At 65.7% G+C, this 15,844-nt stretch carries 13 protein-coding genes and 1 tRNA gene; 7 read left to right on the top strand and 7 right to left on the bottom strand.

What is annotated here, in order from left to right; translation table 11 throughout:
• Positions 1-185 precede the first annotated feature (185 nt).
• The 3 genes from G432_RS14855 to G432_RS14845 are packed head-to-tail and all read left to right on the top strand — an operon-like array spanning position 186 to position 3,771.
• A complete protein-coding gene (locus G432_RS14855; protein WP_015449381.1) occupies positions 186-1,418 on the top strand; it encodes a site-specific integrase in 1,233 nt (410 codons plus the stop codon).
• Positions 1,415-2,770 carry a tyrosine-type recombinase/integrase gene (locus G432_RS14850; protein WP_009823940.1) on the top strand — a complete coding sequence of 452 codons (1,356 nt, stop codon included), beginning with the start codon at positions 1,415-1,417 and terminating at the stop codon, positions 2,768-2,770. The genes G432_RS14855 and G432_RS14850 overlap by 4 nt, the downstream gene beginning before the upstream one ends.
• A complete protein-coding gene (locus tag G432_RS14845) occupies positions 2,767-3,771 on the top strand; it encodes a site-specific integrase (protein WP_009823939.1) in 1,005 nt (334 codons plus the stop codon). Before G432_RS14850 ends, G432_RS14845 begins: the two co-directional genes overlap by 4 nt.
• A gap of 44 nt (positions 3,772-3,815) precedes the next feature.
• Here the strand turns inward: G432_RS14845 and G432_RS14840 are convergent, their stop codons facing one another.
• Positions 3,816-6,029: a strawberry notch-like NTP hydrolase domain-containing protein gene (locus G432_RS14840; protein ID WP_015459635.1), complete on the bottom strand. Its 2,214-nt coding sequence runs from the start codon at positions 6,027-6,029 to the stop codon at positions 3,816-3,818.
• 72 nt (positions 6,030-6,101) lie between these two features.
• Positions 6,102-6,998, bottom strand: a complete 897-nt coding sequence (locus tag G432_RS14835; RefSeq protein ID WP_015459634.1) for a DUF7146 domain-containing protein — start codon at positions 6,996-6,998, stop codon at positions 6,102-6,104.
• A 123-nt stretch (positions 6,999-7,121) separates the two neighbouring features.
• Here G432_RS14835 and G432_RS14830 point away from each other — a divergent pair, with 123 nt between their 5' ends.
• Positions 7,122-7,796 (top strand): lytic transglycosylase domain-containing protein, encoded by a 675-nt coding sequence (locus G432_RS14830; protein ID WP_015459633.1) that lies wholly within the window; start codon positions 7,122-7,124, stop codon positions 7,794-7,796.
• Positions 7,797-7,824: 28 nt separating this feature from the next.
• On the opposite strand, the gene G432_RS14825 is transcribed toward G432_RS14830, so the two are convergent.
• Both G432_RS14825 and G432_RS14820 read right to left on the bottom strand, forming a co-directional pair.
• The gene (locus tag G432_RS14825) at positions 7,825-9,021 is read right to left on the bottom strand and encodes a tyrosine-type recombinase/integrase (protein WP_015459632.1); all 1,197 of its coding nucleotides are present in this window, start codon (positions 9,019-9,021) and stop codon (positions 7,825-7,827) included.
• Positions 9,022-9,203: 182 nt separating this feature from the next.
• Positions 9,204-9,294 (bottom strand) — tRNA-Ser (locus G432_RS14820).
• Positions 9,295-9,407: 113 nt separating this feature from the next.
• Here G432_RS14820 and G432_RS14815 point away from each other — a divergent pair.
• A complete protein-coding gene (locus G432_RS14815) occupies positions 9,408-10,310 on the top strand; it encodes a peptidylprolyl isomerase (RefSeq protein ID WP_015459631.1) in 903 nt (300 codons plus the stop codon).
• Positions 10,311-10,331: 21 nt separating this feature from the next.
• Here the strand turns inward: G432_RS14815 and G432_RS14810 are convergent, their stop codons facing one another.
• Positions 10,332-10,973, bottom strand: a complete 642-nt coding sequence (locus tag G432_RS14810) for a hypothetical protein (protein ID WP_015459630.1) — start codon at positions 10,971-10,973, stop codon at positions 10,332-10,334.
• A 92-nt stretch (positions 10,974-11,065) separates the two neighbouring features.
• Positions 11,066-11,692: a class I SAM-dependent methyltransferase gene (locus tag G432_RS14805; protein WP_015459629.1), complete on the bottom strand. Its 627-nt coding sequence runs from the start codon at positions 11,690-11,692 to the stop codon at positions 11,066-11,068.
• Positions 11,693-11,798: 106 nt separating this feature from the next.
• Here G432_RS14805 and G432_RS14800 point away from each other — a divergent pair, with 106 nt between their 5' ends.
• Positions 11,799-12,134, top strand: coding sequence for an antibiotic biosynthesis monooxygenase family protein (locus G432_RS14800; protein ID WP_015459628.1), 336 nt, complete (start codon positions 11,799-11,801; stop codon positions 12,132-12,134).
• A gap of 97 nt (positions 12,135-12,231) precedes the next feature.
• Here G432_RS14800 and G432_RS14795 read toward each other — a convergent pair whose 3' ends face one another.
• The gene (locus tag G432_RS14795; RefSeq protein ID WP_015459627.1) at positions 12,232-14,553 is read right to left on the bottom strand and encodes a CDC48 family AAA ATPase; all 2,322 of its coding nucleotides are present in this window, start codon (positions 14,551-14,553) and stop codon (positions 12,232-12,234) included.
• A gap of 353 nt (positions 14,554-14,906) precedes the next feature.
• Between G432_RS14795 and G432_RS14790 the strand changes: the two genes are divergently transcribed.
• Positions 14,907-15,794, top strand: a complete 888-nt coding sequence (locus tag G432_RS14790) for a LysR substrate-binding domain-containing protein (RefSeq protein ID WP_187294003.1) — start codon at positions 14,907-14,909, stop codon at positions 15,792-15,794.
• The last annotated feature ends 50 nt before the right edge of the window (positions 15,795-15,844 follow it).

Genomic DNA, 15,844 nt, shown 5'->3' with positions numbered 1-15,844 from the left:
CATCGACAATACGGGTCGCCTCGAGCGCCTCGCGCAGGTTCGCGTGAATGATCGCTTATCGCGAGGAAGCGGTAATGCGGAGGAGCGCGGCGTAACCGGCGAATTCCCATGATAGTGTGCGCAGTTGCTGCGCATTATATTGGTTGCGAACCTCGGCGGTCCCTGGACCAGCTGAGGAGGCAATCATGTTGAAGTTGCATGACGAGTTGATCACCGAACTCTCGAATTCGCTCACCACACAGAATTACAATCCCGTGGTCGTGGCGAACCACCGTCTCTACGCCCGCGCGTTTCTCGATTATCTGGCCGAGTGCGATATACAGGTCGAGACTGTGACGCCGCAGCAGGTCGATCAGTATTTTGGCTATGCGGTTCAGGATTTTGAGATCCAGTACGGTCGGCCTCCCAGTGCGCGTTGGCACATGTTGCCCCGCACCGCGATCGCCAAGCTCCTCCGGCTTGCTCAAGGCAATTGGCCCCCGGACGCAGAAATGATCGGTCCCGATGACGAGCATCGACATGAAATTTGCCGCGAATACGAGGCATGGCTGCGCGAGGAGCGCGGTTTGGCAAGCGCGTCCATTGCGGCGCTGATGTGGGAGGCGCGAAACTTCCTGCGATGGCAGTTCGACCGGGCCGGTGCCGCCAGCCTCGAAACGTTGAGCATCGTGGACATCGATCTCTACATGGACATGCGCGCGCCTGGTTTACGGCGCAAATCATTGGCCGATGTCGCTGAGCGTCTCCGTTCGGTGGTTCGCCATCTGCATCGGACGGGTTGCATCCCGACCGATCTGACGCCACACATCATCGGCCCCATGCTCTATGCCTACGAAGATGTGCCGTCGACGCTGGAAAGGAGCCAAATCGCCGCGGTTCTGGCGACAACGCAGGAGGACAGATCGCCACGCGGACTACGCGATTATGCGATACTTCAGCTGCTTGCCACGTATGGGCTGCGCGAAGGTGAGATATGCCGCCTTCGGCTCGATGACGTGGACTGGCGCGCAGAATCCCTCCGGATCTGCCACACCAAGACCAACGCGTACTCGTACATGCCGCTAATGGTGACTGTTGGTGAAGCGCTGCTGGATTATCTGCGCCTTGGGCGGCCCCAGGTTGAAGTGCGGGAAATCTTCGTCCGATCCTGCGCACCCTATATCGCAATGACGAACCTGTACGGCATGATCCGCGGTCGGTTGGCCGCCGCAGGCGTAGTGCCAGCAGGAAAGCGGGGGCCGCATGTCTTCCGCCACGCACGTGCGGTCGAAATGCTGCGGGCATCGGTCCCGCAAAAGATCATCGGCGACGTGCTCGGGCATCGATCCACCGAATCCACCAATACTTATCTCAAACTGGCAACAGATGATCTCCGAGCCGTGGCACTCGAGGTGCCTGGAATGGAGGTGCTGTCATGAGCGCCTGGCACGATCCCGATCGCACCGTCGTCGACGCCTTCCTGGTAAAATCGCAGTTCCGGCCGGGAAGCGTACCGACATATCGCTGGTTCCTTTGCACCTTCGAAGATGTTGCCCGCCGGCATCCGGCGGTGGACCGGCAGATGCTCGACGCCTGGCTGAAGGAGATGCAAAAACGTTGGCGATTGTCGACGCTGCTCAATCAGGTCTGCATTGTCGACCGCTTCCTCGACCACCTCGTCGAAATCGGGCTGATCGCCGACAACCCTGTTGCTGCACTTCGCCGTCGGTACAACGTCAAGCAAAGCAAGCCGATCTGGCGGGCCTTGGCTTCCCCGAATCCCGACGAATCCTTGGCCGCGTTACGACGGCCTGCGCCCTTCGGCAGCGTGCTGGGTGACTTCATGCAAGACCATGTCATGCTGATGCGCAGCCGGGGATATCAATATGAAGCGCAGGCTCACTGGCTGCTGCGGTTCGATCGGTTCCTTCAGGCCCGTCCCGACCTCGCGGAGCAACCACTTGAGGCAATGATTGCGAGCTGGGCGGCTGCCAAGCCGACCCGCAACCACGCGGCTGAATGCCAGAAGCTGGCGCGCATCCTGACCAAGGCGCGGTTCCGCCTCGATCCGACTATCCCGCCAAAGCGCTTCAATCCCCGGCCAGAGCGGGAAGTAGCGCGGGAGCATCGGCAACCGCATATCTTCAGCCCGGCTGACGTTCGGCGTATGCTCGATACCGCACGGACTTATCCGTCGCCGGACGCTCCGCTGCGGCCGTTGACCCTCTACACCATGATCATGCTGGCCTATTGTGCCGGGCTACGGCGAAGCGAGCTGGCATGGCTCGATCTTGGTGACGTGGACCTGCAATCAAGCACGATCACGATCCGGGAAACGAAGTTCTACAAGACCAGGATCTTGCCTCTATCCGACAGTGTCGCGGTCGAACTGCGCGCGTACATCGATGCGAGGCGGCGCGCTGGCGGCCCACAGAACCCGAAATCAGGGCTGTTCTGGCATGCCCACTTAAATGACCGCTACAGGCCCGAGGCGGTTACGACAATGATTACCAACGTCATGCGCCGTGCTGGGCTCAAGCCCGCTTCGGGCCGGACCGGGCCGCGGGTCCATGACCTTCGTCACTCGATGGTGGTGAACCGCATCCTCCAGTGGTACCGGTCCGGCATTAACCCTCAGGAAAAACTGCACTTCCTCTCGACCTACATGGGGCACCGGGATCTCCACTCCACGCTGGTCTACATCACCGTCACGCAGGATCTGTTGCAGGAAGCCAGTGAACGGTTCCGCGCGCTCGGCGCCCCGTGCCTTGTCACGGAGGCGCGGCCATGAGGAAAGGCAATCCATTGCCCGCGTTGTTGCGGGCGTTCTTCCAGGAGTGGCTGGCCGAGCAGCGCAGCGCGTCAATCCACACGATCCGCTCTTATCGCGACACCTGGCGGCTGCTGCTTCGGTTCGTCGCGGAGCGAAAAGGCTGCGGGGTCGCGCGGCTGACGCTCACCGACGTCTCGGCCGGCGAGGTGCGCGCGTTCCTTCATCATACCGAGCATGGCCGCAAGACCACGATCGGCACGCGGAACTGCCGACTGGCCGCCATCCGCAGCTTCTTCAGCTTCGTGGCGGACAAGAATCCGGAATACATCGCGCAGTGCTCAGAGGTCCTGGCTGTTCCGTTGAAGCGGGAGCCCACCTCCGCGCCGTGCTACCTCGAGCCCGAGGAGGTCGAGGCCATCCTCGCCCAGCCCAACCGATCGACACTCGAAGGGCTGCGCGACCATGTACTGCTCTCGTTCCTCTATAACAGTGGCGCGCGAATCCAAGAGGCGCTTGACCTCTGTCCCGAAGCAATCCGGTTCGATGCACCGAACTTCGTGCGTCTTTACGGCAAGGGGCGCAAGGAACGCATCTGCCCGCTCTGGCCAGAAACCGTGGCATTGCTCAGGAAGCTACTGGAGCGACAGCCGCGTGCGCCCGATGAGCGGATCTTCGTCAATCGATACGGTGAACCGCTAGGGGCGTCAGGGGTGCGGTTCAAGCTCAACGCCTACGTGGAACAAGCCGCGAAATCGACGCTGACCCTCCAGTCAAAACACGTTACGCCTCACAGCTTCCGGCACGCGACCGCCGTCCACCTCGTTGCCGCCGGAGTCGATATCACCGTCATCCGCAGTTGGCTCGGGCACGTCAGTCTCGATACGACCAATCACTATGCTCAGGCCAATCTGGAGACCAAACGAAAGGCGCTGGAACAGGTTGGCGCCCCGGCGGCGAGCAACGTGCCACCTTCGTGGAAGCGAGATGCCAATCTGATGGGATGGCTCGACACCCTATAGAATAATGTGAAGGACGTGGCGAAATGTTCCGCAGCTTTGCAGGACTACGCCGCGTTCCTCCGCATTACCGCTTCCTCGCGATAAGCGATCTTATGGCGAGCTGCGCATAAGATGGCCCAAGCTTCGGCGTAAGCGTCATAGACCGCAATCTGCGGAGGCGTGAGCTGGTGCTCCAGGATCTCATACTCGACGCCGGCGAACGACAGAGCGCGGGCCGTGTAGAGCCCGAGCGACTTCAGGTCCCTGGCGACGAGCTCCATCGCGGCAATGCCGCCGTCACGGATGTCACTCACGAAGGCCTCTCGGTTGGCGAAGGCCGTCTCCGGACCCCAGAGCCCAAGACGCGTTGCATAGGCGAGATTGTTGACGTCGGATGCGCCCGTCGCGGAAGCGTAGAGCACTCGCGCCCGCGGCAGCAGGTTCTGCAACCGCACGCCGGCCACTCCCTGCTCCGAGCCCTTGACCTTGCCGCGCGAGCCTTCGCCGCCCGCGGCATTGGCCATCGCATGCGCCTCGTCGAATACGATCACGCCTTCGAAATCGTCCCCAGCCCATTCAAGGAGCTGGTCGAGGCGGGTGGCGTCGGACCTCCCCGAGCGCAGCGTCGGATAGGTGACGAACAAGATGCCGTCCCCCATCGTCACCGGCAGACCGAGCTTCCATTGCCGGAGCGGCTGAATGTCGATGGGGAGACCACCGAGCGCGGTCCAGTCGCGGCGGGCGTCCTCGAGCAGCGCCTCGTTCTTCGAAATCCAGATGTGACGCCGCTCGCCGCGCAGCCAGCGATCGAGGATCACGCTGGCAACCTGCCGTCCTTTCCCCGCTCCTGTCCCGTCGCCGAGGAAGTAGCCCATGCGGTAGACGGCGCCTTCGGCGCTCGTTGCGAGCGAACAGCCCTTGTCCTGCGGGACGAAGCGGCCGGGCAGGTCGCGCCCATGGGCGCTAACGGCGTAGATCAGGGTCTCGGCCTGGGCAGCCGAGAGCAGACCTCGCGCAATGACCCCGGCGGGAAGCAGCGGGACTTCGGTCGGGACCGGAGCGGTGATTGAGCCCATCGCGACCGATTCAACCAGCGGCGTCGGATGCTCGGTCGCACCCGCAATCGCTATGCGGCTCGGCCGATAAGGGAGGTAGTGCCCAACCTGGTCGGCGATCGGAGCCGGCGCTTCGAGCGCCTCGTACGCACAGGGTTCGCTTGGAGCTGGCGGCGCCGCGTGCCGGGGCGGCACTGGCCGCGGCCGGGCCGCCAAACTCGCGAGCCGAAACGGAGCAAGGACCAATGAGGCGGAGGACTGAGGCGCCGTCGCGAAGGGTCGGGCCGGGATCGCATCGATCAGCTCACACAAGGCGGCGAAGTCGTTGGTGCGAGCCACCGCCGGATCTGCGCCGGCTTCGATCTTGTCGAGCACCAGCAGGCGCGTTGTGATCGAGGTGCCGTTCCTCGAGAAGCCGCGCTCCACCGCAACATTGAGCTGCACCGTGACTGGTTCTCGCACCGCGCAGAGGAACCCACCGACATCGAACCACTCGGGCATGACCGCGGCCAGTCGCCCGCCGGGGGCGAGCCGCTTCCAGGCCGAGCGCAGGTGACGGCTCCCCGTATGCCCGTCGTGTCCGCGTTCGATCCCGTGCGAAAAGGGTGGATTGACGAGAATAGCCGTCGGCACCTGACGTGGGTCAAGAAGCTCGTCGATGAGCTCGCCGTCATGTCCGCTCACGGTGGCCTGCGGGAACAGGCAGGCGAGGCAATCCCGGCGGAGCGGAGATATCTCGTTGAGGATCAGACGGGCGTTTGCTTTCGCCGCCCAGGTCGCCAGCATGCCGGTGCCAGCAGATGGCTCGAGTACCGCCTCGCCCGCGCGGAGCGCGCAGGCTCGCGCGAGAAGCCAGGCGATGCGTGGCGGCGTCGAGAACTGCTGGAGTTCTATCTGCTCCTCGCTTCGGACGGTCTGGCTTGGCAGCAAGGTTTCGATCAGCGTGAATGCCTCGTGAGCGCTGTCGGCTGGCGATGCGGGGGTGAGTCCGGCATGGGCGCGTAACCAGAGCACTTGGGCGAGCTCGATCGCTGCATGGGCATCGCGCACCGACCATCGGCCCTCGGCATCGCTGCCGCCGAACAGACGGTTGAGGATCGCATTCAGGCCGGCACGCGAGAGCGCCTGGCCTGCTTCGATGAGCTCGGCGATGTCGCGCGCCGCTGTGAGAACCAAGGGCTCGCTGAGACAGGGAAAGGCGAATGCCGGTGATGCAAGGGACATGGGACCTCCTGACGAGGCTGCTCACGAACCTGCAGCCTCGCCGGAGCCCGGGCGTCCTCTCCTCTGGCCCAATCAGCTTGCGGCCAGTGCCATCCTCATCAGGACGTCATTCCAGTCCTCGTTGAGGTTGGTCGGCCGCGTGGCGACGATCCGACGACCGTCGCAGGCGTAGGCTTCGCGGGCGCGCTCCTCGGCTAGGTCCCCGCCCGGGTCGTTATCGACGAAGAGATGAAGCTCGCGCACGCTCTCCGGGATGGTGACCAGCCCGAAGCGCTCGTTCCCGAGTGTTGCCCAGCACGGGACCCCGAAGAGCTGCATCGCCGACAGTGCCGTCTCGATTCCCTCAGCCAAACCGAGGCGCCCTCGACGTGGCGCGGCAAGACGCACCGCCCCGTTTTGCAGGCTTCCCAGCGCCCGCTTGGGTCGCTCGAAACCGGCGAGGCGGCCCGTCAACGGGTCGAGAAATGTCCGATGAACTGCGATGACGCCGAGGTCGGTGCGGACGGCTGCCAGCATCGCGGGCAGGAACCGGACCGAGCCGCGCGGCCCGAGCGGGGTCCTGGAGTGGAAACGCAAATCGGATGAAAACTGCGTCAGCCGCCGCTTCAGCAGGTAAACCTCGGCCGGGCTTCCCCTAAGTACATCACCTCCGCGCCAGAGCCGGCAGGCATTGCGGTCCGCCGTTTCCTTGCGAGGCGCCTCGGACAATGGTTCGCCCGAGCCATCGAACAGCTCGCGGGCGCGGACACCGCGGAGGCCGAGGGCCGCAATGACCTCGCCGTTCGAGCAGCCGGCAAAGCAGTGGAACAGAATGGCGCTCCGGCCGAGACTCACGCTCAGCGACGGGGTGCGATCATCATGGGCGGGGCAGCGGCACATCCCGCGGTTGCGACGCCATGTTCCGCCGAGACTGTCGATGATCTCCCGCGCGCGGCGCTCGAGACGCTCCGGTTGATGGCGTTGGGGCATGGTTTCTCCGTTCGGCATGCCTTCTCAGCGCTGTCTCCTCTCCGCACCCGCGCTGATGCGTTTTCCTACAACCCATGTTCTCTATATGTTCTCTCTCGATTCGACCAGACAAGGAATCGGGATATGAGCCTGCGAGTTGTATCGATCGCCCTCGGCTTGGTGGCGGCGGCGCCGGTGCCGGCGCACGGCCAAGCATCCGCGCCCGCTGTTCGCGTGGATGCCGCCATTGATGAAAGAAACCAAGGTTATCGCTTGGCGCAGACGGCCGACGGCTTCCAGCTTGTGGAGCATGGCGTCTGGGAAGAGCCCTCCGCGGTTGCCGTGCAGGAATCGGGGCAAACGCCAGTCACGGTCGGCTCCAAAGGAACCGACCGGCTGGCCAGCGGAAAAACAACGGGGCTCTCCGGGCCGAACGGCTTTCGTCGCGCAGCATACCTTCCCCATGTCTATGCTGCTGAAGCCAAATACGGTTTGCCCGCGGGGCTGCTGGACGCGCTGATCTGGACAGAATCCCGCTACAATCCCTTCGCTATCAGCAGGGTGGGCGCTGCCGGGCTAGGGCAGTTGATGCCGGGCACGGCAAAGGATCTGGGTGTTTCCAATCGTTTCGACCCGCTGGCGAATCTTGCCGGCGCTGCCCGATATCTCCGGCAAATGCTGGACCGCTTCGGGACGGTGCACATGGCGCTTGCCGCCTACAATGCCGGTCCGGGGGCCGTCGAACGCGCCGGCGGGATTCCGTTGAATGGCGAGACGCCAGCGTACGTGCGTGACGTCCTTCGCCGTTGGCGATCCTGATTGCCGTCAGCCGCAGGCAGACACGGGCTTAGGCCTGCGCCGCCTGTCTGAATGGTAGCACCTTTTCGGAACCGGCCTCACAGAAGGCACCCCACGCTTCCATCAGCTTGCGCCGCTTTTCCAGCAAGGCGCCACGCTGGTATGCCCGTTCGACCTCGTTGCGGTTTTGGTGGGCTAGCGCAGCTTCGGCGACCTCGCCCGGAAAGTTGGTTTTCTCGGCGACCCACGTGCGAAACGAGGAGCGAAAGCCGTGCACCGTCGTCGGTTCTTTCATCCGCCGGAGAACGGCGAGCAGCGTCATGTCGGACATTGTGGTGCCGTTCGCGCCAGGGAACACAAGCGTGGTTCCGCTGACCCGCACTGCCTGAGCGCTTCGCAGCACCGCCAGCGCTTGCGCAGAAAGCGGCACGATATGCTCGCGCCTCATCTTCATGTGCTCTGCCGGAACAGTCCAGAGGCCGTTCTGTATGTCGAACTCGTCCCACGTCGCCAGCCGCACTTCTTGGCTTCTGGCGGCCGTGAAAATCACGAACTCGAGCGCAAGCCGCCCCCAGACGCCGCCGGTTGCGCGAAGTCGGGTGAGGAACGCAGGCACGTCTTGATACGGCATTGCAGGGTGATGCTTGCCGCCCGCCTGCTTGGGCAGCCCCTTGCCAGCCATAAGCGCCCGCACCGGTGCCTCGCTTGCTCTCCATCCGCGCGCATGTGCGTAGTCGAGCACCGCGCAAATCCGCTGGCGTACCCTTCGCCCGGTTTCCGGCTTGGACGTCCACACCCCGGCGATCGCCGCGATGATATCGCCCGCGGCGACGGACCCGACCTGCTTCCGACCAAGCGAGGGGAAGGCGTAGCTTTCGAGAGTCGCTAGCCATTGCTCCCCGTGCTTTGCGTTGCCCCATTGATGTTTGTGAGCTTCATGTAGCGCCAGTGCGGCTTCTCGGAACGTGACCGCCGCGGCCTTTGCTTCGCGCTTCTCGGCAATGAGATCGCGCTTGTCCTCGCGAATCGCCTTACGCGCCTCCGCTGCCTTCGCCCGTGCAGCTGCGAGAGTGACGAGTTTTGCGCTGCCGAGGCCTATGTCGCGCCGCTTACCCTCATGTTGGATGCGCAGTCGCCATGCCGCGCCGCCCCGTTGGTCGACTTTCAGAAAAAGGCCGTCGCCGTCCTGATACGATCCGGGCTTTCCCAACGCGGCCTTCACTTCGTTCGCTGTTAGCTTGCCCATGGGTCACGCCCACACCGTTTTGGAGTTTACGCCCACACCCCTATCATACGCCCACACTTTCGCCCACACTTTTGTGCGGCTGCAACCGTCAGCATGTGGATGCGACAGGAGGCTTTTGGACGAGAAATCCGCAGAAATCCGGGACTTTTGCGGACATATGCGGATGCTTGTGGAAGCAAAAGTGGCGGAGCGGGAGGGATTCGAACCCTCGATACGGTTTTGCCGTATACTCACTTTCCAGGCGAGCGCCTTCGACCACTCGGCCACCGCTCCGCATGCTCTGGAAGCGTCGCCCCTAATGGGTCGGGGCGGCGTGCGCAAGATGTGTCGTCCAGGCTTTCAACCCCGGGCTTCCAACCAATGCGCCGGCATGACACGATACGGGGATGAAACAGTCCACGTCCCTCGCCGCCATCGCCCTGGCCGTTGCCGGCCTCGCCGCCGCGCCCGCGCCGGCCGCTGCCGCCTCCCCTGCCCCCACGCCGTCCCAGATCGTCGCCTCGGCGCCCGCCGCCGACTGGACAGATGTTCCGGCCGAGAACCTCCTGCTGCTCGACCTCGCGGGCGGCGGCCGCGTGGCGATCGAGCTTGCGCCCGATTTTGCTCCCGTCCATGTCGCCAATATCCGCAAGCTCGCCCGGGCCGGCTGGTTCGACGGCACCTCGATCAACCGCGTGCAGGACAATTATGTGGCGCAATGGGGCGACGCCACGGAGAGCAAGGCGCTGCCCGCCGGCATCGTCGCCCAGCCACCGGCCGAATATGAGCGCCCCGCCGAGGGATCGGGCTTCGCCGCGCTTCCCTATCGCGATGCCTATGCCGCCAAGGTGGGCCATGCCGACGGCTGGCCGGCCGCGAGCGAGGGCCGGGACGCCTGGCTGGTCCATTGCTACGGCATGGTCGGCGTCGGCCGGGACATGAGCCCCGATACCGGCACGGGAGCCGAGCTTTATGCGGTGATCGGCCATGCTCCCCGGCATCTCGATCGCAACATCGCCGTCGCCGGCCGCGTGCTGGAGGGGATCGAGCATCTTTCCGCCCTGCCGCGCGGCACCGAGGCGCTAGGCTTCTACGCCCGGCCGGATCAGCGCCTGCCGATCGCCAGCGTCCGCCTCGCGGCGGATCTGCCGCCGGCCGATCGGCCCGCTTATCAGGTGCTGCGGCAGGGATCGCCGAGCTTCGCCGCCTGGGTTCACGCCCGCGCCAACCGCAAGGATGATTTCTTCATCCGGCCGGCCGGCGGGGCGGACATCTGCAACCTCCAGCCGCCCGTCCGCCGCAAGCCCTGAGGCGGGCGGACAGGCGCCCGGTTATTGCTGCGGCGGCCGGGGCGCCGAACGCGGCTTCAGGCTGGGCGCGCGGCCCGGCGCGCGAGGCTGCGAGGCTTGCGGGCGCGCGGGCGGCTGCGAAGCCTGCGGGCGGGGCTGCTGGGGCACAGCGCCCCACACGCCCTTGCCCTGCTGCGCGTCGCGGCGTTCCCGCCAGTCGCCGCGCCCAGGGCGGCCATCGCCGGGGCGCCCCGGCCTGTCCGGACGCCCCGCGCCATTGCCCGGCCGATCCGGCCTGCCCGCGCCGTCGCCCGGGCGATCCGGCCGGCCATGCCAGCCGCCACCGGGACGGCCGGGGCCGCCGGGCCTGTCCGGCCGGCCGGCATGCTGGCGCCGCTGTTCCCAGTAACGGCGCTGGCTGTCGCTCCAGCGGTGGCGCTTGCCGCCGCGGTCATACACGTAATAGCCGTTGCCCGGATAATAGAAGCCGTCATACCAGCCATAGCCGACGCCGCCATAATAGCCGCCGGGATAATCGTCGTAATAACCGCCGGGATAGCCGTAGCCGGTATTATAGCCGTAGCCGTAGCCGTAGCCGTAATCGTCATAGGCGCACGCACCGAGCGCCAGCCCGGCCGTGGCGACCAGGCCGATCATGGCCAGACGTTTGCGAACAATGCTCATGATGCGCACTCCGGGATCGGAATAATCCTTATCTGCCCGATAATAACGCACAAGGCGATTGAATGGCCCGTGAACCGGATCGAAGGTCGCGGTTAATCCTTCCACGCCCAGTAAAGCTGGGCCGGGGGAATATTCACCCATTCCATTGCATGATCGATCCGCTCGAAATGCGGGGCGATGAAGTCATGCACCTTGGGGCTGAACTGATAGACGAGGAAGGCCCCGCCCGGCCGCAGCGCGGCCGCCGTTTCCCCGGCGATGCGCGGCGCGATGCCGGCCGGCAGCGTAGAGAAGGGCAGGCCCGACAGCACGTAATCGGCATGCGCGAAGCCGCGTTCGGCCAGGATCGCCCGCACGTCCGCCGCCGATCCGTTGACCGGCACGAAGCGGGAATCGGTGATCCGCGCGCCCAGATAATCGATGAAGTCGGGGTTGGTGTCGATCGCGATCAGCGTCGCATCGGGCGCCATCCGTTCCAGGATATGGCCGCAGAAGGTGCCCACGCCCGGCCCATATTCCACGAAGACCTTGGTATTCTTCCAGTCCACCCGGGCCAGCATCTTGTCGATCAGCCGCCTGGACGACGGGATGATCGATCCCACCATCACCGGATGCTTGAGGAAGCCGAGGAAGAACATTCCCAGCGGGCCGAGATTGGCGGGGTGCAGGCGGCGCTTGCGGGCACGCGCCAGCGCGGTTTCGCCGGGAGAGACAGTCATGCGGACTCCAACAGGCCGACACAGGAAGAGTTCCGTTCGCAAATGCCGGGCGGAAAGGCAAGCGCCGCCCTTCCCTGCTGCGACGGAACGGGTCTACAGCGCCATAATGAACATGTTCCCGCCCGGCGCCATCGCCGTCATCTTCGTCAGCCGCCGCACCGGGGCGGACGAGGCCGGATATCAGGCGGCCGCCGCCGCGATGGAGGCCGAAGCCGCCCGCCAGCCCGGCTATCTGGGCATTCACAGCGTCCGCGCCGCCGATGGCGAGGGCATCACCATAAGCTATTGGACGGACGAGGAAGCCGCCGCCCGCTGGCGCGCCCATGCCGGCCACAGCAAGGTCCGCGAACAGGGCCGCGCCGACTGGTATGATCATTACCATCTGATCGTCGCCGGGATCATCCGCGACCATCGATGGGAGCGTGGCGCGCAGGGCGCGTAGCACCCGAAAGCCACCGCGGGCCGGACGACGGCGCCCCGCCCGGCCGAAACCGGAGCGGGGTCAAAAAGAAGGGGGAGACGGACGCTCCCCCGCCTCCTCAGCTGTCACCTTTCTCCCCGCGCGGTTTCAGCATGCCCGGCGAGACGAAGCCGATCGGCTGAAGCGCCAGCGCGTCCTGTTTGATCTTCGCGGCGATCTGTTCATATTCGCGCTCGATCTCGGGCGTCACGGTCGCCCGCGTCTCCTTCAACGCCTGCTCGAAATGCGCGGCGGTCACCGCCTTGTTGTCGAGGGATTCGCGCAGCGCGAACAGGCCCGCGCGGCGCACCAGATCCTCGAGGTCCGCGCCAGTGAAGCGATCGGTGCGCTTCGCCAGATCGTCGAGGTCCACGTCCGCCGCCAGCGGCATCCGGGCGGTGTGGATGTCCAGGATGCGCCGCCGCCCGCCGGCATCGGGCACGGAGACATAGACCAGCTCGTCGAACCGGCCCGGCCGCAACAGGGCGGGATCGATCAGATTGGGCCGGTTGGTCGCACCGATCACCACCACGGATTGCAGCTCCTCCAGCCCGTCCATCTCGGAAAGGATGGTGTTCACCACGCGCTCCGTCACCTGCGGCTCGCCCAGTCCGCCGCCGCGTGCCGGCACCAGGCTGTCCAGCTCGTCGATGAAGATCACGGTCGGCGCCACCTGCCGCGCGCGGGCGAACAGGCGGGCGATCTGCTGCTCGCTCTCGCCATACCATTTGGACAGCAGGTCGCTGGATTTGGTGGCGATGAAATTCGCCTCCGCCTCGCGCGCCACCGCCTTGGCCAGCAGCGTCTTGCCCGTCCCCGGCGGGCCGTAGAGCAGGAAGCCCTTGGCCGGGCGGATGCCCATGCGGCGGAAGGCGTCCGGGTTCTTGAGCGGCATCTCCACGCCTTCGCGCAGCCGCTCGCGCGCGTCGTCCAGCCCGCCCACATCGTCCCAGCGGACATTGGGCTTCTGCACCATCACCTCGCGCATGGCCGATGGCTGGACGCGCTTGATCGCCTCCTGGAAATCCTCGCGCGTCACCGAAAGGGTGTCGAGCACCTCGGGCGGGATCGTCCGCTCCTCTAGGTTGAGCTTCGGCATGATCCGGCGCACCGCCTCGATCGCCGCCTCGCGCGCCAGCGCCGCCATGTCGGCGCCGACAAAGCCGTAGGTCTGGCGGGCCAGCTCGTCGAGGTCGACGCGATCGCCCAGCGGCATGCCGCGGGTGTGGATGCCCAATATCTCGCGCCGGCCGCGCTCGTCCGGCACGCCGATCACGATCTCGCGGTCGAACCGGCCCGGCCGGCGCAGCGCCTCGTCGATCGCCTCGGGCCGGTTGGTGGCCGCGATGATGACCGTGTTCTGGCGCGCCTCCAGCCCGTCCATCAGCGTCAGCAACTGGGCGACAAGGCGCTTCTCCGCCTCGCCCTGCACCTGCCCGCGCTTGGGCGCGATCGAATCGATCTCGTCGATGAAGATGATCGAGGGGGAGGATTTGGCCGCCTCCTCGAATATCTCGCGCAGGCGCTTCTCGCTCTCGCCATAGGCCGATCCCATGATCTCCGGCCCGTTGATCAGGAAGAAGCTGGCGTCGCTTTCGTTCGCGACCGCACGGGCCAGCCGGGTCTTGCCGGTTCCAGGCGGGCCGTGCAGCAGCACGCCCTTGGGCGGATCGACGCCGAGGCGCTGGAACAGCTCGGGATAGCGCAGCGGCAGCTCCACCATCTCGCGCACCTGATCGATCGTCGATCCCAGCCCGCCGATATCGTCATAGGTAACGTCGGCGCGGCGATTCTCGCCCAGCACGGCCTGATGCTCGGCGCGCAGCTCCACCTCGGTCTCGGCGTCGATATGGACGATGCCCTTGGCCGGCACGGTGGAAACCACCACCAGCCGGATCTCCTGAAGCGCGAAGGCGGGCGCGTTCAGCATCTGGCGAAGCTGCGGCGGCATGTTGGACTGGTCGATCCGCTGCTGGCCGGCGGTGGCGACGATGTCGCCCGCGCTCAGCGGCCGCATGCCGAAGCTGCGCTTCAGCGCCTCGCCCGATCCCTGCAACCGCAGATTCTCCTGCGCGGGCGCGAATACCACGCGCTGCGCCGGCTTCGATTCCGCCTTGCGCACCTCCACGAAATCGCCCGATCCGACGCCGGCGTTCACGCGCTGCAGGCCATCGAGGCGCAGGATCTCCAGCCCCTCATCCTCGGGGTAGGGCAGCACGGCGCGGGCCGCGGTGCTGCGCTTGCCCACGATCTCCACCACGTCGCCCTCGGCCAGCCCCAGCGCCCCCAGCGTCGCGCGGGACATCCGAGCAAGGCCGCGTCCGCTGTCGTCGGGGCGGGCATTGGCGACCTGGAGCTTGCGGTTGTTGTCGGGGGTGCCGGGATTGTCCTCGTCAGCCATGGATCTGCCTATCTGTGTCCGCTCGAACGAAACAGATAAGCCCTCGGCGCGTGATTTCGATCCGGTCCAGCAACAAAAAATTCGGAAGGTCGCGATGCCGCCCGGCGAAGGCCCCGGCTCGCGCGGGCAAAAAAGGGCCGATCCCGAAGGACCGGCCTTGAAAGTTTTTAGGAGAGGATGCCTGAAAGGCCCGTCCCTTGTGCATTGCAGCGGTAAATTGTGCAAGTGCGAAAAGATTGCCCCTGCTTGCAAAATGTGCAATCAGAAATCGTGCTTTTGGTGGATGCAGAGCCTTTCGGCTGGTGCATGCTCCGATTGCAGTGCACAATAACCCGGCTTGTCTGGAGGCAGGATTGCGCCGATTGCCACCGCTCACCGCTGTCGAGGCCTTCGTGCAGGTCGCACGCCTGGGCTCGGTCAAGGCTGCGGCGGAGGAACTGGCCTTGTCGTCGCCCGCGCTCAGCCGGCGGGTGCAGGCGATGGAGCGCTTCGTCGGGCGCAACCTCTTCGAACGGCGGCACCAAGCGATGCTCCTCAACACCGATGGGGAAATCCTGCTCGCCCGGCTCGCCCCCGCGCTCGAATCGCTGGCCGAGGCGATCGAGATGACGACGGGCGAGGCCGAACTGCTCCGCCTGCGCCTGGCCGTGCTGCCACTCTTCGCCTCGCAGCGGCTGATGCAGCGCCTGCCGGAACTCCGCACCCGCCACCCGGAACTGCACATCGATATCGATACCGGCGCGCACGGCCTGTCGCGTCTCGGCGAGGGGGTGGATGCGGCGATCGTGCTGGCCCGCGATGTCGATCCCGGCCTCTATTCGCGCCGGCTCGATCGCAACAAGGTGGTGGCGATCGGCGCCCAGCGGATGCAGGAGGGCCGCTCCGCCATCCGCGCGCCGGACGATCTGCGGCGGATGACGATCTTCCTCCACCGCGACATGCCCGAAACCTACAATAGCTGGCGCGAGGCGATCGGCCGCCCGGATCTGGAGCCGGCCGCCGTCGACCATTTCGATTCCGGGCACCTGATGCTCGATGCCGCGGCGCAGGGGCTGGGTGTGGCCTTCATGCTCGACAGCCATCTCCACGACGCGCACGATCCGCGCCTGGTGGAAATCTTCGGCGATGTCGTGGTGGACAGCCAGTATAGCTACTGGTTCGCTTGCCGGCGCTCGGCCCTGTCCCGCCGGCCGGTGCGCATCTTCCACGACTGGCTGTTCGAAGCCATCGCGCGGGATTGAGGCAGCCGAAACGAAAGGGCGCCCCGCCGGCCAGCGGCCGGGCGGGGCGC

The sequence above is a fragment of the Sphingomonas sp. MM-1 genome, assembly GCF_000347675.2.
Lineage (GTDB): Bacteria > Pseudomonadota > Alphaproteobacteria > Sphingomonadales > Sphingomonadaceae > Sphingomonas_E > Sphingomonas_E fennica.
Note: the sequence above shows the minus strand (reverse complement) of the source record. Positions and strands in the feature narration are given on the sequence as shown.